This window comes from Rahnella sp. R3(2024) (genome assembly GCF_042920125.1).
Taxonomy (GTDB): Bacteria; Pseudomonadota; Gammaproteobacteria; order Enterobacterales; family Enterobacteriaceae; genus Rahnella; species Rahnella rivi.
Map to the genome: position 1 here is coordinate 26,370 of NZ_JBHGBU010000002.1, position 20,348 is coordinate 46,717.

Sequence of the window (20,348 nt, forward strand, 5' to 3'; positions counted from 1 at the left end):
TTTTTTCTGTCGGAACTGCAGGTTACTTTAAATCAGGCAGTGACTGACTCACGCCCTGGTTAATACCGAGTTGTGGCAATAAATCATTCATCGCCGTGGCGTAATTTATTTGCGAATACCAGCTGTCGTATCGGGCGCTGACCTGTGAAAACTGCGCCTGGAATACATCCTGTTCCACGCTGAGTAAGTCATTCAGGGTGCGCTGATTGAGCTTATATTCGTTTTTGTACACATCACGCGAGCGGACAGAATCCTGCAACTGATCCGCACTGGCCTGCAACTGCCCTTGGGCGCCAGCCCAGTTGGCATAAGCCACAGAAGCTTTTTGCAGTACATCCAGCTTGGCCTGATCGACCAGCGTGGCGGCAATGTTTTTATGCCCTTCCGCCTGGCTGACGCGGGCGGAAACCGCGCCTCCCTGGTAGAGCGGAGCATTCACGTGCAGCTGGATCTGATTATTCCAGTAAGGGTTATTGGTTGTTTCGTAACGGGTTCGACTGGCCTGTAAACTCAGGGTCGGTAAATAATCAGACTTGGCTTTATTCACTTCAAATGAGGCGGATTCTTGTTGCGCCTGCGCATATAACACGGACGGCACCCGCGAATAATTAATATTATCCGGCATGACCGGCGGATCTAAATTCACACCGGACACGGGCAGGTAATGATTTGCTTTCACACCGGTCAGCGATGCTAATTGGGCTTTCGCCGCAGATAAGCTCGCCTGATATTGTTTCAGTGTTGAACGCATCCCGGAAATACGTGATTGCGCCTGCAACACATCCGAGCGGGTACTTAATCCGGCATCGGCGCGCAAAGAGGACATTCGCCGGACTTCTTCGAGCGCATTAATATTATCCTGCACCGCCTGGGTCAGATCCTGATATTTCAGCACATCGAGATACGCCGTTGCCGTTTGTTCGGCGACGTCAGACAGTGTCGCCAGCAGTTTGTAGCGATAGCTTTCCTGCGCAGATTTTTGCTGGTGAATACTGGCGTTGGTTTTGCCGAAATCGTAAACCAGCTGTGAGAGCGTCAGGCCGTAAGCCGCCGCATTGTTCAGACTGTTGAAGGAGTCCTGCTGCGTCGAGTTACCGGTATTGGCGGTCAGCCCGATTTGCGGATACCACGCACTTTGCGCTTCGCGGATTTGCGCCTGACCAATCCCCATCTGATACGCCTGCTGGGTAACGGACGGGCTGCGGGAAAACGCCTGCAAAATGGCGGTTTTCAGATCCACCGAATCCATGCCTTTCATCGACGGCGCTGTGGCCCACTGTGGCGCTGTTTCTGAAACGGCGGCCTGTGTGATAAACGGCAGCGTCAGAAACAGAGTGAGCACGCTGCACTTTGTTACGACACTCTTAAGCATTTTTTTCATCTGACGCTCCTGTCGATATCCTGTCGGAAACATCCTCGTGCCGCTGTCGCACTGTTTCCGAAACATCTCTTCCTTTTCACTTACGGCATCATTATTGCAATGTTCCTCACTCAGAAATAGTGGCTGAAAACCGTCGGAACGCTCTGAAACAATCGGAGGACACATTCACGCGGTGCGAAAAATCCTAAGTTTTGCATTCATCGGATGAATGAATTTGCCTGTGATATCAGGGTGTTATTTTTCTCACAAAAAGATGTCGTGAAGTGACAAAAAGCACACTGAAATCAGGGGATTCGTTCACAATCGTCGGAAAAGCTTTACAAAAGTCAGGCAAATCCTAGGAATATTTGCGAAATCCTTACAAAGAAAATCACCAGAATTTGTCTTATACAGCGTGGCAGAAGGGTGAAATGAGAGAAAAGCGAACGATTATTCTGAATAATTCCTTAGGGTATTTTGCCTGAATCACTTCAGGCAAAGGTGAAAAATCAGCAGAATAAAAAACGGCGGAATTGATTAATGAAACTGATGTGTTGAAGGGGTATCTGCTCAGAGTTCGGCATTGCCGGGATTATCAAAACCCACACGCCCGATGAAGGGTAAACGCAGCGCCGGAGACTTAATATCAATGCCGAGATTTAGCCCTAACACATTGACCTCCACGCCCTCTTCCACACCCATCGTGACGCCCAGAAGCCCCAGCACCGATACCTGAACGCCACGCCCCGACGGCGGTAAACCGATCGGATTAGTGATGCCGCGATAGTCTTTACCGATGGCATTCGACGGCATATCTAGCTTGAGATCCGGCACTTCACGGCCAATATGCGCCATAAAGGTGTTACTGTTCGGGCCCGGCCAGGCGTGATAGGTATGCGGATAAGGGTAATTTTTGATGGCCGCTTCGATCTGCGGGATCAGCGCCTGCGCTGACGCGCCCCGGTGATCGACCAGCTTTCTTGGCCTTGAACCAAACCAGTAGCCGTCAGGTATGGCGTAATTGCGGCGAACGACGTTGTCGCTGCCCCAGCTGACCACGTCGTAACGGGTAAAGGCGGTTTCCCCTTCACGTTTGAAAATAATCCACGGGTGGACGGCGACCAGCCCGCGCCATCCGTAAGTGGGCGCAACGTAAATCTGCACAATCGCGGTGTCTTTGAGCTTAACCGGATCGGGTGCAATCCCGGCGGAATCACGGCGTGCCGTTGACCAGTTTTGCACGGGTTCTTCTTTGGTCTGGGTCGCTTTGGCATAGCTGTATCCAAATGACAGCAGCAAAACACAGACAAAGACGAGGCTAAACCATTTAAGGGTGATCATGCTTTTTTCACCTGAGAGAATTGTTCGAAACCTCCACATTACGCACTGCGCCGGAGGGTGGCAATAACGCATAGCATTTGCGGGCGTTCAGGCGGGAGGGGGGTACGGGAATGTTGCGGGATGCGCGGCGGCGCGGGGGAAATCTGCACATAAAAAGAGGGAGATATCGCTATCTCCCTCCGGGTATAAATGACAACTGACTTAGCCGTTAATGACGCTGATGTGTAAACACCGGCTCAGGCTGAGTGCGGCGACCCAACATGCCCATCGCACCGGCCAGTACGGCTTCAACGATTAACATAAAGAAGGCGAACCAGCTGGCTTTCGCCGTGGCGGCGGCCGCTTTCTCGCCAGCTTCACGGGCTTTCTGCTCCGCCTGCTGTTTCAGTTCTTCGTATTTTGCCCGCGCCTGCTGATAGGTTTTCTCAGCCTGGCTGACAATCTGATCCACTTCCTGATCGCTTTTACCGGTACGCGCTTTGATGATATTTTTCAGCGCTTCGCGGTCAGCCGCCTGGAATGTCGCTTCATTACGGGAAATAAGGCCCTTAATAAAGTTGGTCAAATCAGTGTCGGCAGTTTGCGGATGGTTTGCGGTGTCACCGGCCTGCGCCTGTGCATTATTGACTTCACCTTCCGCTTTATTTTGCAAGTTCTCCGGCTGTAATTCCGGTTTACCCGTCTGACGCAACGTGGTTTCAAGTTCATTCTGTAAACTGTCGAGGTTAATATTATTCTCGCCCAGTTTATCTTTTACCATCTGAGTCACCGGCGGCGCGGCGGCGGATATTCCGCTGCCTAACGTTTGCAACCCGGAACCCACCACGCTCATCGCACCGCTCATGGCATTATTCACCACCACCAGCAGGAACCAGGCGCAAATCAGCGTATTGACGCCAAACATTAACAGACCATGCAGCGCCCCTTCGCGCTGGGCCAGACGGCCGCTTGCGTAGGCACCGGCCGCGATGGAGATCAACATACTGGCACCGGTCCAGATGGCCGCGCCCATACCCAGACCGTCCAGCGGATTTTGTTCTTTCAGCGGATCAATGGTACTGGCTCCGACCGCGGTACCTAATATGGACAACAGCAGATAAACCACCATTGAAATAATGACACCCGCGAATACCGCACTCCATGAAATACGTTTAAGGGGAACAGAATTTACCGGTTCAACCAGCGTATTATTGTAATGCCCTGGTGCAGGGTTAGGGTTTTCAATCATTTTGATATCTCCATTGGTTACCATACTTTTCATTTAAAAAAAGCAAATAAGGTACGTTAAACTCCTGAGAACCACCGCAAAAGGCCATATTAAATATATAAACCTGACAGCAGCTTAAATAAGATTAGCCATAAAACGGGAAATTGCCTCTGTCGCACCGCGAATTCAACGTCCGTTTAAGTCAAATTCGTCAAAAACTCATTAAAAATCATTACCTGTTCGCAATGAAACTATTTTAATTATTTTATAAAACCGGTCGGTGCGTAAAACGTGAAGACGTCAACCGCACACCGGGAAAATGGGACAGCGAGCCATTGCCGCCCCGCGGGCTCTGCCGCATACTGCCGGTAACATGACGAAAGGCTGAAAACGAATATCTGATATAACCCATTGAAAAAAGGATGAATATGACTAATTCTCAGAAAGCATTGATCATTGGCGCCTCGCGCGGTATCGGTTTAGGTGTGGTAAATGTTCTGGCAGAACGCGGCTGGCAGGTCACTGCGACGACGCGTGATGCGGTTCCTGCCGGCAGCCCGTCCTCTGCAGAGTGGCTGAAGCTGGACATCAATAAAGCTGATGAACGCAACGCAGTGAAAGATGCGCTTTCAGACAGTACGTTCGACCTGATTTTTGTTAACGCAGGGGCATTCGGCCCGGATCATCAGGACGTCAATCAGGCAGATGATGAAGAGATCGTCAGGCTGTTTATGACCAACACGTTTTCCCCGGTGCGTTGCGCAACAGAATTGCTGCCTTTGCTGAAAGCGAAAACCGGTGTCATCGCGCTGATGACGTCTGAACTGGCCAGCCTGAATGAAAACGCTGTCGCCACCTACCCGCTGTATTCCGCCAGCAAAGCGGCTTTGAATATGCTGACGCGTCCGCTGAAAGAAGAAACCGACAAGCAGGGTCAGACGCTGTTGTCCGTGCATCCGGGCTGGGTGCAGACTGATATGGGTGGTGAAAATGCCACGCTGACCATCTCTGAAAGCACCAACGGCATTGCTGATGTGTTCGAAAAATGGCGCGGCAAAGGCGGCCATCATTTTGTGGAATATTCCGGCCGCGAACTGCGCTGGTAAAGGCTCCCACCTGTTTAAAACGCTAAATAACGGCCTCTGCGGAGGCCGTTTTGCATGGTGGCAATCCGCAGGCTGCACCGCCAGACCGCGCACGACAACGTTGTTCACTCTGCGGGTTAAAGATTTGCCGAAGGTTTTGTGATAAATATACGACTCACCTTGTTTGTTAATTATTTGTATACACAATAATTGCCGGGCTAACGAGTCGTCTCCGACCGCAGACCCGGCATCTTTCATTTTCTTCAGGGATTTGTCATGTCTGCTCTCTCCGGCCAGTCGGACTCACTGTTACAGCACCGCTCGTTTGTCGCTTTCTGGATCGCCCGTGCGGCTTCCAGCTTCGGTTTCCAGATGCTTTCCATTGTGGTGAGCTGGCAGATTTACTCGATGACCGGCCGGGCGTTCGACCTCGGGCTGATTGGTCTGGTGCAATTTCTGCCGTCGGTGTTGCTGGCGCTGGTCGCCGGCCACGTTGCCGATCAGTTCGACCGTCGCCGCGTGGTGCTGCTCGGGCAAATTGCCGAGTGGGTCGCTATCGCCGCGCTGGCCTGGCTGACACTGACGCATCACGTAAATGAAGTGGTGATCCTCAGTTTGATTTTCATGATTTCCACGGCCAAAGCGATGGAAGCGCCTTCCCTGCAATCGATGTTGCCTGCGCTGGTGCCGCCGCATTTGCTGGCACGCGCCATGGCGGCGAACAGCGTTTCCGGTCAGGCTGCGGCGATGGTCGGCCCTGCGCTCGGCGGCTTTTTGTATGTCGCGGGCGCCGGTGTCGCTTACGCGGTGTGTGCCGCGTTGTATCTGTTGTCGATTGTGATGGTGAGCCGTTTACGTTACGAACATACGCCACCGCGCCGCGTACCCGCGACGTTCAAAACGCTGTTCGCCGGGATCGGGTTTATCCGCAACCGCCCCGACGTGCTGGGCGTGATTTCTCTGGATCTGTTTGCCGTGCTGCTCGGCGGCGCCACCGCCCTGCTGCCCATTTTCGCGCACGATATTCTGCATACGGGGCCGTGGGGATTAGGTTTGTTGCGCGGCGCGCCTGCGGTCGGTGGATTGATTGTCGGTTTCTGGCTCAGCCACCGGGCGCTTAACCGCAACGTCGGGAAAATCATGTTTGCCGCCGTCGCCGGTTTCGGTGCCGCGACGCTGGTCTTCGCATTTTCCACCTCGCTGTGGTTATCCATCCTGGCGCTGTTCGCCCTCGGCGGATTCGATATGGTGAGCATGGTGATCCGTGGCGCACTGGTGCAGCTCGACACGCCTGACGATATGCGCGGCCGCGTCAGCGCAGTCAATTCCATCTTCATCAACACTTCAAATCAGCTCGGCGAGTTTGAATCCGGCCTGATGGCGGCCTGGCTCGGCGCAGTGCCTGCCGCCGCCATCGGCGGTGTGGGTACGCTGATCGTGGTCGGCTTATGGATGACCTGGTTCCCCGGCCTGCGCAAACGGCAGAAGCTGGAAAACGAAGTGATTGCCGCATAAATGTATGGCGGGGATTTTCGTCACTGGAACAAATCCAAAATCCCCAATATACTCAACTCATTCATTCACCAACGTTATATAAGGAGGATTGCCATGCTGACCCGTGAAGTTTTTTTAATTTCACTCGTCCTTAGCGATCGTCACTGCTCAGGTATTTCCGGCACCGTGCCGCGATAACCCGCCTGAGCGAAGCTAACTGACAACCTGAGAACTTCCCTCCGGCTTACCGGTTATCGTCGGCGTTTCTGACGACGGGCATAGCTATGCCTGAAAACCTGAGTAAGCAACATGACAACATTATTGTCTGCACAATCCTTATCCTTTGATAACACTTTCGGCCCGCTGCTGGCTGAGATTTCCTTCGGCCTGAAAAAAGGCGACCGCATCGGGCTTATCGGCCATAACGGCTGCGGTAAAAGTACCCTGCTGAAAATTCTCAGTGGCGATCTGGCCGCGTCTTCCGGCACGGTGACGCTCTCCGGCCAGTGTCTGATGGCGCGTATTGAACAGCATCTGCCGGCGGCGCTCGCCGGGGGTTCGCTGATTGACGCCGTGCTGAATCATCTGCCGGAAAGTCTGCATCAGCCGGAACGCTGGCAGGCAGAAGTGCTGCTTGCCACGCTGGGGTTTGATGAACCGGCCTGGGATCTGACCGCCGGCACGCTCAGCGGCGGCCAGCACACCCGCCTGCTGCTGGCGCGGGCGCTGATCCGCCAGCCGGATTTGCTGCTGCTCGATGAGCCGAGCAACCATCTGGATCTCCCCACCCTGCTGTGGCTTGAGCAGTTTCTGAAAAATTGGAACGGCAGCTTTGTGCTCGTTTCCCATGACCGCAGCCTGCTGGATAACGTCACTAATGCCACCTGGATCCTGCGCGATAAAACCCTGCAATTTATCCGTTTGCCTTGTACGCAAGCCCGTCTGGCGCTGGAGGAAAAAGACTGCGCTGACGCTTTGCGCCGCAAATCTGAGCAGAAGGAGATCGACCGCGTGGAAAAAAGCGCCAAACGGCTGGCGGTGTGGGGCAGCGTGTATGACAACGAAGGGCTGGCGCGCAAGGCCAAGCAGATGGAAAAACAGGCAGAACGGCTGAAGGACGATCAAACCGAGGTGACAGCCGGTAATCTGTGGAAATTGCGGCTTAACGGTGAAGCCTTACCGGCTGACCGCGTGCTGGCGATGTCCGGTTTGCAGGTACGCCCCGCGCCGGAGGCACCGGTGCTGTTTAATCTGGAAGAGATGCGGGTGAAAAGTGGCGACCGTATTGCGCTGGTCGGGCGCAATGGCTGCGGGAAATCATCACTTTTACATACGCTGTGGCAGGCGTTTATCCACCCGAATCCAGCGGTTCCCGGCGTGATTTTTCACCCCCGCGTGCGTACGGGTTATTACGATCAGAGCCTGCAACAGCTGCGTGACGACGACAGCCTGAGCGATGCGCTGGCACAGTTTGCTCCGTTGCTGGAGGAACAACGAAAAATGGCGTTGATCGGCGCCGGATTCCCGTACATCCGCCATCAGCAAAAGGTCTGCACGCTGAGCGGGGGTGAGCGTTCACGCCTGCTGTTTATCGGCCTGACGCTGGCGAACTACTCGCTGTTACTGCTCGATGAACCGACCAACCATCTGGATATGGAAGGCAAAGAAGAGCTGGCGGAAACGCTGAAAACCTTCAGTGGCGCAGTGCTGCTGGTGTCGCACGACCGGCGGTTGATTGAACAAAGCTGCAACCGGTTCTGGCTTATCGACAAACAGCGGCTGGAGGAGTGGCATGACCTCAAACCGGTTTACACAATGTTAGCAGGCGGGCCGCCGCCGGTTGCGTTGGCAGTCGTGAAGCAGACATCCGCAATTTCGGTGCAGGAAACAGAAGAGGAACGCCTGCTGGCGATGCTGCTGGATCTGGAAAGTAAGCTGGAGGAAGACCGTGCGCGGAAGCCGAAACATCAGAAACCAGAGTTGCAAAGCCGCTGGCAGCAGCAAATCGCCGAGCTGAACGCCCTGCTGGATTTGACCTGACGACCCCAGTGCCGCAAGGACGCGGCCTTTATTTCTGGTGTATTCGTCCGTTTTTGTCAGGACGGTGCGCTTTAGAGAAGATTGTGTGCTAAAAAAACCTGTCAGCCTGAAAATCAGCCGGAGAGATTATGTTTAACGTACTGCGCGCCGCGCCTAAAACAACATTCGAATACGGCCCTTTCAAAATAAGACGTATGCGGCCAGGGCTTATTCTGCCGGACGCGGGTGATGAGGCATTCGGCCCGCTCAGCGTCATCGACCACGCCACGCTGGACGTGGGCACAATGGTCACCCTGCACGAACACAACAATGATGAAATTCTCAGCTACCTGTGGCGCGGTTCGATGGTCCATGAAGACGCCGCAGGGCACCGCGTGGCACTTTCGCCGAAAAAACTGATGATGATGAATGCCGGTAAAAGCATCTGGCATGAGGAATCCACCCCGCTCGTCGCGACGGAAATGTTGCAAATTTTTATCCGGCCGCGCAAAGCCGATTTAGAAAGCCGCGTTCAGTTTATGGAACGTCCGGAGGGCATCGGGGTGGATCACTGGACCATGCTGGCTGCGCCGGAAGGGATCAATTCGCCGCTGGAAATTCATCAGGCGGTGTATGTCTATGATATCCGGCTGGAGAAAGATTCCACCACCGCGATCCCGTCACATCCGGGTTTTGCCCAGTGGCTGTATGTCATGGACGGTGAAATTACTCTTGATGAGTACCGGCTTGAGAAAGGTGACGCGATCAGTGATGTCGCGAGCGGCCTGCCGGTGGCAAAAGCCAGCCGTGAATCGACGCTGGTCTGTTTTTTGGTGTTGCTCGGGGCAGAAGCCAGCCTGGCGGGAACCATCAGCGGAACATAAAAATCATGTGGATTATATAATCACAGGATTTTGGGATTCAGAGATATCCCCGGACTTTTAATTATCACAACCCCTAAATAGAGAAAGCCCCAGTAAGGAATCACCGGGGCTTTCAGGGTACTACCAAATTAATATTTAACATTCATCAACTTAATTACTTAACTCTACTTCTCATGATGCACATATTTTCACAGGATATATTTGTTACTGCTTTACTGCTGTCCTCCTAGAGTTTTATGGAATAAGCGTTCATCCTGCTAATTTCATTAAGGCATATCCTTAAGATTTGTCTTAATGAGTACATCGCCCTCGCGATATAGACTCTTTGATGCGTTGCCTTACTTTCTTCGCGACATTCTCGATTTCATACTTACGTACCCAAATCGCGAACATTACTCTTCATAACAAGGCCTTACATCATCGCGTTATGGTCCACATGATGCGATTACAGTATTCTACTTCAAGGCCTGACATCCTCTTCTCACGTGGCTTGGTATTTCAGCCCGGTGTTGAAGAACCCATACTAAATACATCGTGGCCTTCATCGCATTTATTTACAGCTCAATAACTTTGGTACTCACTACTCGGTAATACACGCCGGATAATAAATCTCTTAACCATCTCCTCTCCAGCGTTAAGTTCTAATCTACTCGTTATAAACTGCGTGTCAACACTGTATTTTAGTACAGGGTTAATCGACGTTCTTAATATTAAAAAATGTACTGAAATCTGTGATCTAAACCTTAATTTCCGATGAGGTTTCTAAGAATAATCACAGCGACCCGCCCGAGCTGTTTAATAAACAAGCAGATCGGTTAGGAACAGTACAAACGGGTGATCACACCTTTCTCATCAGACTCAATATTCAGACGTTCGGCGCGGTAATCCATCGTTACCGCCGTGTCTGGTGTGATGTGTCTCATCGGCTGCGCGAACCGCAGCGTATCGAGTGCCGAGGCCGGTTTGCCAATCAGATAACTGAAGGAACCCGCGCCGCAGGTGTCCGGCTGCTGCACGGTGGCGGCGTTTTTCGCACGTTCATTCTTTACATCATCCTGATGGCTCTGACACCCCGTCAGGCCCAGCGCGGCCAGCGCGCAGAGGGGAAGCATGTTTATCTTGATCATCATCGGGCTCTTCTTTCAAAAGTGAATCAATGTGCGCAGGCGCATAAGCGCGTAATGCCTTTTCAACAGACAGAACAGCTGCGAGCAACTGTCTTGTGTAATTCTGGGTAAAAAAACCTTTTGCCAGCGGGCCATCAGCAGGCAGAGTCACGGCCCTGGCGGGCCGGCTACTGTTTGGGCAGCCGCGGGCAAGTTAATATTTTTGGTGCCACATTTCCAGATACTTCCACAAAAAAAACGGCTCACTGGCCGGTCTGCATTTGCAAAAACATCAGTACATATTAGCGCTAAATAACTCAGCGCTACCCTTAGGGTAGAGCACCTGGGTAATAAAGATACTAAGCTCGAAATTATTATCCCGGCAGGGATGTCATTTAAACGTGCCATAAATGTCTGTACTTGTGACAGTACGCGGGTTGCCAGCTTCAACATTCAAGGGGAAATGAAGCGAACAGGTGAACCGAACGCAATAAAGGGTTAGTACAGTTTTATTGAGGTGTTTCACCGTGAAAGTGATCAACAGGCAAATACAGCTCAAACAGATGCAGAAGATAAAGGAATCAGAAGCTTCTTAAATCCGCAAACTGACGCACCCTGTTAATAAAAACATGTTATTAAAAACAGTGTTGACACGGTACTAAAAATCCGTAAATTAGGCTTCAACAGCGATACGAAAGTGTATTTCTGTTAGTTTTAGAAAGATTGAATACGTTAGTTTAATAATTAATCTTGGTTAACGTAAGTTGTAGTATTAAATGTAAGTAGATGTACCTGATGTACAGTCTGAAATACATGTAGTTGTGTTAATTGTAGTAATAGTTGTAGGCAAGTGTAATAAGTGTTAGTACAAACGCGATGATGTAAGGCTTTGTTTTTTATTGACTATGAGTTCGCGAAAGCAATGAGTGTCAGTAGTTTAACTATCGCGAAGGAAGTAAAGCCACGCATCAAAGAGTGTATATCGCGAAGGGGAAATGTACGAGTTGAAGTAGTTTGGCCTGACTTGGTTTTGTGTTCGTGTAAGTTGTCAGGTGGTTTTAAATCGATAAAGGAGGGAGTTATAGTTTTCAGTACCCAATGTTATCTGTAGTAACTTGTGCATTTAAAGCAGTACCAAATAGCAGTAAAAAGTAACGAAGTATATTAATGTTAAATCTTAAGTTAGCAGTACCTTAAAAGCCCTGACTCGTACAGTCAGGGCTTTTATTGTTTATGCATCAATAATGGATTCCCCCTGCCCTCATCCTGTTTCAGTGCTTCGACAGCTTAATTATTCACCGAAAATTAATCCTTGCATAAAAAATCAAACCAGGTCTATTATGATGGCATCGGTTTGGAACACAGACCTTATGAAAGCAGTTTTAGTAAAGCAGTCCTCATTTAAGCGTTATCCTAGATACCCTTCTTCATGAGCCTCCTCCTAAGTGCCCAATAAGTAAAACTCTGCAAAACAGGCCATCTTCGCTGCATAAGCGGCTCAAAAACGAAAGGAAGTATCTATGTCTAACAAAATGACTGGTTTAGTAAAATGGTTTAACCCTGAAAAAGGTTTCGGCTTCATCACTCCTGAAGACGGCAGCAAGGACGTGTTCGTACACTTCTCCGCCATTCAGAGCAGCGATTTTAAAACCTTAGACGAAGGCCAAAAAGTGGAGTTCTCTATCGAGAACGGCGCGAAAGGCCCTTCAGCTGCAAATGTTATCGCGCTGTAATTGCCGATAATTGCACTAACATTTACGGTAGCGATGAAGGCAACAGCCTGAGCAGATAAGTGAAAGTGATAAAAAACCCGCCATGAGCGGGTTTTTTCATTTTAAGGCACTGTAAATACTCCAACAGCAGTAAAGAATGACGGTCGTTTACCCCAGCTGCTTGAGTGAAAAAATGAAGCCAAAGAGTGCGAAGCCAACAACCGTTACTGTCAGCAGAGCCAAGAGTAATTTCCAACTAAACACCTTCCCCTCCACACAGTCAGCCTGATAACCCCGAACGATATTAATAATATTTTTTCCATGGTCAACCTGGACGAGCGTCTGGAATCCACTCAATAACGTTTTCTGAAAGCACTGATCAGCAACGGCTGAAGCCGTGTCGGCTTCAGGCAACTGTCTTGCGTGTGGCTATGAGACTGAGAGTGGTGGTGGGTTAGCTTTGAGCATACAGCGCAAATTGCGCCTCCAAAATATATAACTCGTTTTCGGAAGCTATCTAAAAATGAATGGTTCGGATTACAGCAAAAATCTTACAATTACCATCTTGAAGGTTAGCGGCGGATTACCGCTAACCATTTCCTCAAAATTGCCTTTTTTGAAACGGCAAGCGGGTATGTTTTATTGAACAGCAAAAGGATGTGGTTCGAGCATAGCTGCAGGGAGCTGTGGCAACGGCATTAACAACTCATACAGGGTGAAACTTTGCTGTATTACTTGGGTTACTGGTTTTTAATAAAGTCGGTTCTCGATACAGTCATCTGTGCCTGACAATCGACCATCTTTTTCAGCTCGAAATCACTGCCCTGCATTGAGACTTTGCCGCACATAGCGTCTTTAGTTTTAATCCACTGTCGCTGGGAAGGAAGTAACTCTTTTTTCTTTGCAGGTGTTAACGAGCCCCAGGCGGTATTCAGATCAGAGTCGACGTTCGCGAATTGAATCCGAGATTGCGCAAGGCTTCCAGAACTCTGCTGTTGATAGGATTGTTGTGAGGTCTGCTGTTGTAGCTGTTGAGCCGCCATATCAGCGTTCTCCCGCGCCTGAAGCTGTGCCTGCCTCTGGATTTGCTGGTCTGCTACAAACTGCGCCTGTTGCTGGGCTTGAAGCTGAGCCTGCTGCTGGGCCTCAATCTGGCGTTGCTGGACATCCTTAGCCTGTTGAATTTTCTGCTGTTCAACAATGGGATTGATGATAGAAAGTGCAGTTATCAGACTTGTTCCCGCGGAGACAGGGTTTTCAGTTTGCACTTTTACGAACACGTTTTTTTGATCGTCAGTTGCCTGGGCGGTGTAGCTGATGCGCTTAGAAAAAACGTTCGCGCTGTTCTCAAGCGACAGACCTTCCAGTTGCTTGTCCAGATTGCGGTTGAAGTTCTTACGGTAAGCTTCAGAGAGCTGAGTGTATTCCTCAGCAGGCAGCGTCATAGACACCGTCGCTTCACATGTTTTCATGGTGCTGGCTGAGTCATTCGAGGTGGTCGAAATCTCAGAAAGCACCAGCTTAATTTTGTCTAAGGCACTTCTTTTGGTCTGACTGGTTACGTCCTGATATTTATCAACTTGCTCTGACAGGCCTTCATAAGCAATTTTCTTGATCAAATCTAGGAAAGCAGTCTTGGTCATCTCAGAAGAGCAGCCAATCACTTCTTTATTGTTGTCACAACCTGCAAGCGCAATGGCGAGTAACAGTGCGGTGTATTTTAGTCTCATGAGTTCCTTTAGAGTAAGTTATCTAACTTTGATGGTGGCCGGGAGTCTGTATTTGAGGTGACTTCTTATGTTGATCCGTACCCTTATAAACTCACCTGCCAATGACATGCATATATCGGCACCATCAAGTAGAACTTTAAAAAAACCACCTTTGCTTTACGGCATCTGGCATGGGCATCCATGCGGATATTAACTGTCTCAATAACCTATAAAAAAATTTGTTACATGAGGTCGGGGGTATTTTAACTATACAGAACGCGTTAGGACATCTGTCATTAGGCTCCATGCATGTACTGATTACCACATGGCGGTGTGGCATATTAAAGCCTTGCTATTATTCCTGATGATGTCAGGTATTGTTCAGTCTGGTAGGAGAGCGCCGTAGTTCAGGTGCTGCAATACACCACTTTCCAAGGCTTTCATCGTTTTACTCCCCTAAAATGCAGGTCAATCCTTGTAGGCCCATGAATAATAATATCTGCATTCTATTCACACACATATGATCTCACTCTCTTAGGGGCCGCTTGGGAAACAGAAACAGCCCGACGCGGACGGACTGTCCTCTGAGAGCGAAAAGCAGACGTTTGCGCTTATGCGCGCAAAACCGGGAATGTGTACGTAAGGTGCTGCGTCATTAGAGAAAGTTGAGTGGCTGGCCTCGTCTGCAGGCAGAGGGTAGCTGATCCCGGTAGACGTTTTTCAGTTTGTCTGGCCGAAAGATAATTAATACTATAATTTTGAAAAAGTTAAACTAAGTATGATGCATAAGACGTGAAGCTAAAGGACAGATATGACAGCATATTCAAACTCTGATGCGGCAAAGGATTTACGCTCGGCCTTAGACAAGGCACCCGCTGGCGCAATGAACGGAGAATGGTTCTTTATCACCGAACAGGCTGGAGTCTCCTCACAAACCGGAGGCTACATGTATGCAGACGGGAGTCACGTTGCAGGGGGTAACCACTCCTTTCAGAAGGTCCGGGAGGTTGTCGAGAAACTTGAAGCATCACGGATACAGCCCTTTAATAAGGTTATCGTTCACTGGACAAGGTCTAAAATACCGTTAATACGGGGGCGCGTTACTGTTGACACACTATTCGATGAGACCATTGTGCCGCGCGGTCCTCAAGACCCGATTTATGAGGCAGCTTTTGTAGCAAGGCGAGCCTTTTGGGAAAGGTATGGCAGCGTCTCAGATGGCTTTATGGCTGAACGAGATGACGCAAACGTACACAACCAGACAAAATGGTTCGGGCCCCATCGTCGAGTGCTCAACACTAAGAGCAATACCAAATTAACGCTGGCCACTGATGGCCTTTCGACGCCCTGGGCTGGCATTGCAGACCCGGAAAATGGCGTAGGATGCGAACTTTTCATGGAATTTGACGCTTCGAATATCATCATCCACCAGATTGATGACTTGGCTCATCTCTTGATTAACCTGGGTGATCTCGTTGCCGATGGGTATCAGGTTGCTGCCGATGTTGAAAAATATGGCGCAATCCTGTTTTGCACTCTTACAGACGAATATAACCCAATGACCCGAATCATCCTCAGCCGTGATGGCCGTAGGATTGATAATTTGCCTTTCGGTTCCGTTCCGCTGATCCGCGTAACGCCGATAGCAGAGTCAGAGATTGAACACCTTGATCAATCTGATGAATGGGCATCAAGCGCAGCTAAACATGTTCTCGCGGAACGGCAGATAGAAACATAGACAATTATCACGAAGTTATTCACGCCCTTTACGGGGCAGAGTGAGTTCCCCACCGCCTTTGTTGCCAGCCTGATTCACCGTAACTTTTGAATTACTGATCCTAATTAATCTGTCCATTGGTTCCGTAGTAATGAAAAAACATGATGTTAGAAACCGGATTCATGGCCATAAATCACGGTCTTGTTCCCCTCAAAGTAATCGTATGAGGTCTTTATGCTGATAGCGCAGGTTTCAGACATTCACGCCTCACCCGAAAATGATCACCTGCTTCGGTTCGACCAGGTACTGAACTGGCTTGCGCATCTGCAACCGGACGTACTGGTACTTACAGGTGATCTAACGGATGGGCATTGGCAGGAAGGTTATAAACAGATAGCTGACCGCCTGAATCAGCAAAATTACCCTTCGTTGATCCTGCCGGGTAACTCAGACGACCGCAGTCTGATGCGTTCTGTTTGGGATGAGCACAGATGGGCGCACGATGCCCAAGGAGAGGCCCTGCACTTCATTCATAACACCGGTGGCATTCGCCTGATTGGTCTGGATTCCACGATTGATTACAAGGATTACGGCAGTGTGACTGACCATCTGGAATGGTTGGATAATCAACTTAGCGACACAGGCGGCCCTCCGTCATTGCTGTTTATGCACCATCACGTTTTTGCATCTGGTATACCGACGCTTGATGAAACGATGTGCAGAGGTCTAACAGAAATGGAAGATTTGATTAGACGCGCCCCTGCCAGACTACTCGCCATTTCTACAGGCCATGTCCACAGACCAATAGCGGGTATGTTTGCGGGCGTACCTGCTTACATTTGTGGCTCTGTCTGCCCGGCTAATCCTGTCTGGTTTGGAGCAGTAAACGTTCCTCCTGCAAATGATCCGCCAGCATTGATGATTCACCGCTACGTCAGTAACTCTTTTACAAGCCATCACGTTTGCGTTTAGCTGGCACTGCTTTCAGGGAAGAGAGCAGAGTAATAAGGCCAAATCATTACTTCATCATCCCTGACAGCCCAGATAGAGTAGATGTGCGTTAGAACCTGGGGAAATAGTCACCCTGATCGAGCATTGAGTATGATTTAGTAGTTCGAGTAATATATGATTTTGTATGTACTTCCCAATTCTTTCTGAAGACGTTCAGCTAATTTATAACCATCCTCAATAAATAATTTTTTCGCTTCCAAGCTGCTAAAATCAGATAATGCCGGATCATCTATATTGAGTATGGCATCATATCGCTTGGCCCAATCCGCAAGACTATTTTGTAAATCTGAAGATATTGGTAATCCTTCTGGAGATATATCCCCAAAATCATCCGGCTCTCCTCCCCATAATGGATGGCAATGATAATCAGCCATTAACTTTATTTCTTTCATTTTTCTACACCTCGCAAATTGGCTCTATCTATGTATCCATTATTTCCTATAGTAGCAAACATATTATATTCCTTTAGCTGCCCCATATGAATAGGGCATCAGCGATGCTAACAACGTCTGATCCAGGCACGGAGCCGACCTGCGTACTGGGCAACGTCTGCTGAGAGCGAAGAGCGGACGTTGGCGTTCTTTATAAAAATTCGGTTTGTGTTGTTTTGCATTAGTTTAGAGACGAAAAATATTGCGTCGGTGATTTACCCAGCGCTTTTCTGAACATCGTAATAAATGCGCTGACCGAATCATATCCCAGCGTTCCGGCTACGCGCTGCACGGACTGACCTTCAGCCAGATGGCTCAGGGCAATCATCAAATGCAGTTGCTGACGCCAGCGACCAAAGCTCATTCCTGTCGCCTCTTTTATCAGCCTGGCCAGCGATCGTTCGCTGGTGACCAGATGTGCAGCCCACTGCTTTAACGTTCGCCGATCATCAGGCTCATTAAAAAGTGCCTCAGCCATATTCCGGATTTTAGGATGATCGGATACGGGAAGATGGAGCGCTTCAACCGGCACATCCGGAATATGCTCCAGCAGCACCGCTGCGAGCCTGGCGGTTTTACTGTCAGGTGAATAAGCCTGTCCCTGCTCTGCCAGATACAGAACAAGCTCGCGGACCAGAGAAGTAATCGCCAGGGTACAGCAGATTTCCGGCATCGCTGCCGCGCCGGGTTCGATAAACAGAAAGCAGGTATCTGCATTCTTCGTGACCCGGCAACTGTGGGATATTTCACCCGGAACCCAGACAGCATGTCCGGGTGGAACAAGCCACAGCGCATCCTCAACCTCACAGCTCACTGCACCGCGCAAAGAGATAATAAGTTGTCCCTTACGGTGAGCGTGCGGACTCTGACCTGCATACTCGCCTGACGATGATACATGCAGCGCGATAGCAGCCTGACTGAAAGCATCGGCATTAAACTCATCCGGTGAGGTCACCGGTTTTTTATTAACTGGCATGATTTAGTTATATGTTGTCAGGTTATCTATATTCTGTAACTCATGCGTCCTTTAAAGTCTCTCTTTTTACCAGAGAAAGCAAAATTTATGTCCCACACTACGAACAAGTGGTCTTCAATCATACTTGTGACCGGCATCCTTTTTATAGCTATCAACCTGCGTGTTCCTTTTACCGCTATCGCACCCGTTTTAGAGTCTATTCGCCATGATTTTGGGCTAAGTATTACTGCCGTTGGGTTGCTTAACTCGCTGCCTTTACTGGCCTTTGCCGCCTTTTCACCGCTGAGCGCATCCATCTCACACAAGTACGGTCTTGAACGCACCCTTTTTGGTGCCCTGGTCGTGATTTCAGCGGGCATCCTGCTTCGCTCCACAGGCAGTGTCTGGGCGCTTTATGGCGGGACCATATTGATAGGTATCGGGATTGCGCTCGGCAATGTCCTGTTGCCTGGCCTTATCAAACGCGACTTTTCTGGCAACGTGGCTTCCGTGACGGGGGCATATTCCATCACCATGGGCGCGGCTGGTGCTATTGGTTCAGCCGTTGTCATTCCTCTGACGCAGAGCTGGGGCTGGAACATCGCGTTAGCCATGTTGGTTATTGCACCGCTGCTTGCGTTGCTTTTATGGTTGCCCCAGTTAAAGATGAAGCATCAGTTGCCAGCAGCGGGTGAGAAAACAACGGCGACCGTCGCGGTCTGGCGCTCGCCTCTGGCATGGCAGGTCACCTTGTTTATGGGCCTGAATGCGATGCCGTTTTATGTTGCTGTCGGCTGGCTCCCCGCCATTCTAACGGACAGTGGACTATCCTCAGCCCAGGCCGGTGAAGTACACGGCATTCTTCAGCTGACCACCGCCATTCCAGGCCTGATTCTGGCGGCCACGCTGCGTCGCCTCAACGATCAGAAAGCAGCCGCTGTCGGCGTCAGCCTGTTAACCGCTGCGTCCTTTATCGGCATCCTGTACCTGCCGAGTCTGGCGATGCTGTGGGCTGCTCTTCTCGGCTTCGGCTCGGGTGCCAGTATGATGCTGGGCCTGACCTTCATCGGGCTTCGTACCAAAAATGCCGGTGACGCCGCCGCGCTGTCAGGCATGGCGCAGAGCGTCGGTTATCTGATGGCGGCGATGGGTCCGCTGCTGCTGGGCAAAGTACAGGAGTTGTCCGGAGGCTGGACATTGCCATTACTGATGACCGCAGCAATCGCGGTCGCTGGTGCCTGCACAGGAATGGCTGCCGGACGAAATGCACACCTGGAATCGGCACAGCAGCCGGGCTGAATTTGCCGACGCATCAGGAGAGCGCTCTGTTCTCCTGCTGCGGATACTCTCCATTATCGTTACGATAAATATCCCTGCTACTTAAGGCGACCTTTTACAGAGAAGACCGTTTTTGACCTGCGTCATCGTTAAAAAGCCCGGCGACCCAGTCAGCAAAAGCACGCACTGCGGGAGAGAGAAAACGCTGATGCGGATAGAGCATCGTCACCGGCACTGAAGGTGGCTGCCATTCCGCCAGAACCTCGACCAGCTTGCCTTGCTGTAGATTCTCCGAAATCACATTCTCAGCAAGCTGCGCCAGCCCAAAACCCTCAAGACAGAGTCTGATATAGAGTCCCGTTTCGTTAACGGCTGCGTCCCCTTCTACCGGAACGGAAAGCATCTCAGTGCCACGCGTAAAACGCAGTTCATTGGTCCGTCTTCCCGAACCGGAAAAGTAATGGATTGCCCGATGCTGCGACAACGCTTCAGGCGTCTCAGGGATACCGTACTCCCTAAGATAGTCCGGCGAGGCACAGGTCACCCAACGAAACCGGCCAAGGGGACGGGCAACCAGCGTGGAGTCGGTTAATTCCCCGGTTCTGATGACGCAATCCACACCTTCCTGAACAAGATCAACCTGCCGGTCGCTGACGCCGATCATCAGATAAATATCCGGATAGAGCCGGTAAAAATCTTTCAGATTCGGCATGACGATAAAATGGGCGATCGCACCGGGCATATCTATCCGCAGTCGCCCCTGGGGCCGCCTCACGGAATCGATCAGGCTGGATTCCGTGTGTTCAATCAGTGAAAGGATTTCCCGGCACTGCGCAAGATACTGCAGGCCTTCAGGAGTGAGTCTGACCCGCCTCGTCGTCCGGTTAAGCAGACGCACCTGCAGGTATTTCTCCAGATTTTTAATCGTGCTGGTGACGGTGGAAGCTGGCAGTGACAGTGTCTCTGCCGCACGCACAAAGCTTCCGGCTTCAGCAACCCTAATAAAAACCTGCATAGCCTGAATCCGATCCATCGTCCT

At 50.5% G+C, this 20,348-nt stretch carries 17 protein-coding genes; 8 read left to right on the forward strand and 9 right to left on the reverse strand.

What is annotated here, in order from left to right; translation table 11 throughout:
- Positions 1 to 22: 22 nt before the first annotated feature.
- From ABSH60_RS20610 to ABSH60_RS20620, 3 genes are all read right to left on the reverse strand, one after another.
- A complete protein-coding gene (locus ABSH60_RS20610; protein ID WP_082465701.1) occupies positions 23 to 1,381 on the reverse strand; it encodes a TolC family outer membrane protein in 1,359 nt (452 codons plus the stop codon).
- A 549-nt stretch (positions 1,382 to 1,930) separates the two neighbouring features.
- Complete coding sequence (locus tag ABSH60_RS20615) at positions 1,931 to 2,701, reverse strand: DUF3750 domain-containing protein (RefSeq protein WP_056772644.1); 771 nt, start codon at positions 2,699 to 2,701, stop codon at positions 1,931 to 1,933.
- 208 nt (positions 2,702 to 2,909) lie between these two features.
- Complete coding sequence (locus ABSH60_RS20620; protein ID WP_235533401.1) at positions 2,910 to 3,929, reverse strand: hypothetical protein; 1,020 nt, start codon at positions 3,927 to 3,929, stop codon at positions 2,910 to 2,912.
- 407 nt (positions 3,930 to 4,336) lie between these two features.
- On the opposite strand from ABSH60_RS20620, the gene ABSH60_RS20625 reads away from it, so the two are divergent.
- From ABSH60_RS20625 to ABSH60_RS20640, 4 genes are all read left to right on the forward strand, one after another.
- A complete protein-coding gene (locus ABSH60_RS20625; RefSeq protein WP_390975879.1) occupies positions 4,337 to 5,014 on the forward strand; it encodes an SDR family oxidoreductase in 678 nt (225 codons plus the stop codon).
- Between the two features lie 255 nt (positions 5,015 to 5,269).
- Positions 5,270 to 6,508: an MFS transporter gene (locus ABSH60_RS20630; RefSeq protein WP_122096593.1), complete on the forward strand. Its 1,239-nt coding sequence runs from the start codon at positions 5,270 to 5,272 to the stop codon at positions 6,506 to 6,508.
- A gap of 288 nt (positions 6,509 to 6,796) precedes the next feature.
- On the forward strand, positions 6,797 to 8,527 hold the full coding sequence (locus ABSH60_RS20635; protein WP_390975881.1) for an ATP-binding cassette domain-containing protein: 1,731 nt from the start codon (positions 6,797 to 6,799) through the stop codon (positions 8,525 to 8,527).
- Positions 8,528 to 8,655: 128 nt separating this feature from the next.
- Positions 8,656 to 9,390 carry a pirin family protein gene (locus tag ABSH60_RS20640; protein ID WP_056779363.1) on the forward strand — a complete coding sequence of 245 codons (735 nt, stop codon included), beginning with the start codon at positions 8,656 to 8,658 and terminating at the stop codon, positions 9,388 to 9,390.
- A gap of 815 nt (positions 9,391 to 10,205) precedes the next feature.
- On the opposite strand, the gene ABSH60_RS20645 is transcribed toward ABSH60_RS20640, so the two are convergent.
- Positions 10,206 to 10,520 (reverse strand): I78 family peptidase inhibitor, encoded by a 315-nt coding sequence (locus ABSH60_RS20645; RefSeq protein ID WP_390975883.1) that lies wholly within the window; start codon positions 10,518 to 10,520, stop codon positions 10,206 to 10,208.
- Positions 10,521 to 12,016: 1,496 nt separating this feature from the next.
- Here ABSH60_RS20645 and cspE point away from each other — a divergent pair.
- Positions 12,017 to 12,229 carry a transcription antiterminator/RNA stability regulator CspE gene (gene cspE / locus ABSH60_RS20650; RefSeq protein ID WP_056779359.1) on the forward strand — a complete coding sequence of 71 codons (213 nt, stop codon included), beginning with the start codon at positions 12,017 to 12,019 and terminating at the stop codon, positions 12,227 to 12,229.
- Between the two features lie 147 nt (positions 12,230 to 12,376).
- Here cspE and ABSH60_RS20655 read toward each other — a convergent pair whose 3' ends face one another.
- Complete coding sequence (locus ABSH60_RS20655; RefSeq protein WP_390975885.1) at positions 12,377 to 12,622, reverse strand: hypothetical protein; 246 nt, start codon at positions 12,620 to 12,622, stop codon at positions 12,377 to 12,379.
- A gap of 326 nt (positions 12,623 to 12,948) precedes the next feature.
- Positions 12,949 to 13,938 (reverse strand): lysozyme inhibitor LprI family protein, encoded by a 990-nt coding sequence (locus tag ABSH60_RS20660; protein ID WP_136377267.1) that lies wholly within the window; start codon positions 13,936 to 13,938, stop codon positions 12,949 to 12,951.
- A gap of 790 nt (positions 13,939 to 14,728) precedes the next feature.
- Between ABSH60_RS20660 and ABSH60_RS20665 the strand changes: the two genes are divergently transcribed.
- Both ABSH60_RS20665 and ABSH60_RS20670 read left to right on the forward strand, forming a co-directional pair.
- Positions 14,729 to 15,655, forward strand: coding sequence for a hypothetical protein (locus tag ABSH60_RS20665; protein WP_390975887.1), 927 nt, complete (start codon positions 14,729 to 14,731; stop codon positions 15,653 to 15,655).
- 213 nt (positions 15,656 to 15,868) lie between these two features.
- The gene (locus ABSH60_RS20670) at positions 15,869 to 16,606 is read left to right on the forward strand and encodes a metallophosphoesterase (protein ID WP_390975889.1); all 738 of its coding nucleotides are present in this window, start codon (positions 15,869 to 15,871) and stop codon (positions 16,604 to 16,606) included.
- A 134-nt stretch (positions 16,607 to 16,740) separates the two neighbouring features.
- Here ABSH60_RS20670 and ABSH60_RS20675 read toward each other — a convergent pair whose 3' ends face one another.
- Entirely contained in the window at positions 16,741 to 17,037 is a 297-nt protein-coding gene (locus ABSH60_RS20675; protein WP_390975891.1) for a hypothetical protein, read from the reverse strand.
- A 220-nt stretch (positions 17,038 to 17,257) separates the two neighbouring features.
- Positions 17,258 to 18,052 carry a helix-turn-helix domain-containing protein gene (locus ABSH60_RS20680; protein WP_129639815.1) on the reverse strand — a complete coding sequence of 265 codons (795 nt, stop codon included), beginning with the start codon at positions 18,050 to 18,052 and terminating at the stop codon, positions 17,258 to 17,260.
- Positions 18,053 to 18,139: 87 nt separating this feature from the next.
- On the opposite strand from ABSH60_RS20680, the gene ABSH60_RS20685 reads away from it, so the two are divergent.
- On the forward strand, positions 18,140 to 19,330 hold the full coding sequence (locus ABSH60_RS20685; RefSeq protein WP_390975893.1) for an MFS transporter: 1,191 nt from the start codon (positions 18,140 to 18,142) through the stop codon (positions 19,328 to 19,330).
- Between the two features lie 94 nt (positions 19,331 to 19,424).
- Here ABSH60_RS20685 and ABSH60_RS20690 read toward each other — a convergent pair whose 3' ends face one another.
- Positions 19,425 to 20,342 carry a LysR substrate-binding domain-containing protein gene (locus ABSH60_RS20690; RefSeq protein WP_390975895.1) on the reverse strand — a complete coding sequence of 306 codons (918 nt, stop codon included), beginning with the start codon at positions 20,340 to 20,342 and terminating at the stop codon, positions 19,425 to 19,427.
- Positions 20,343 to 20,348: the final 6 nt, after the last annotated feature.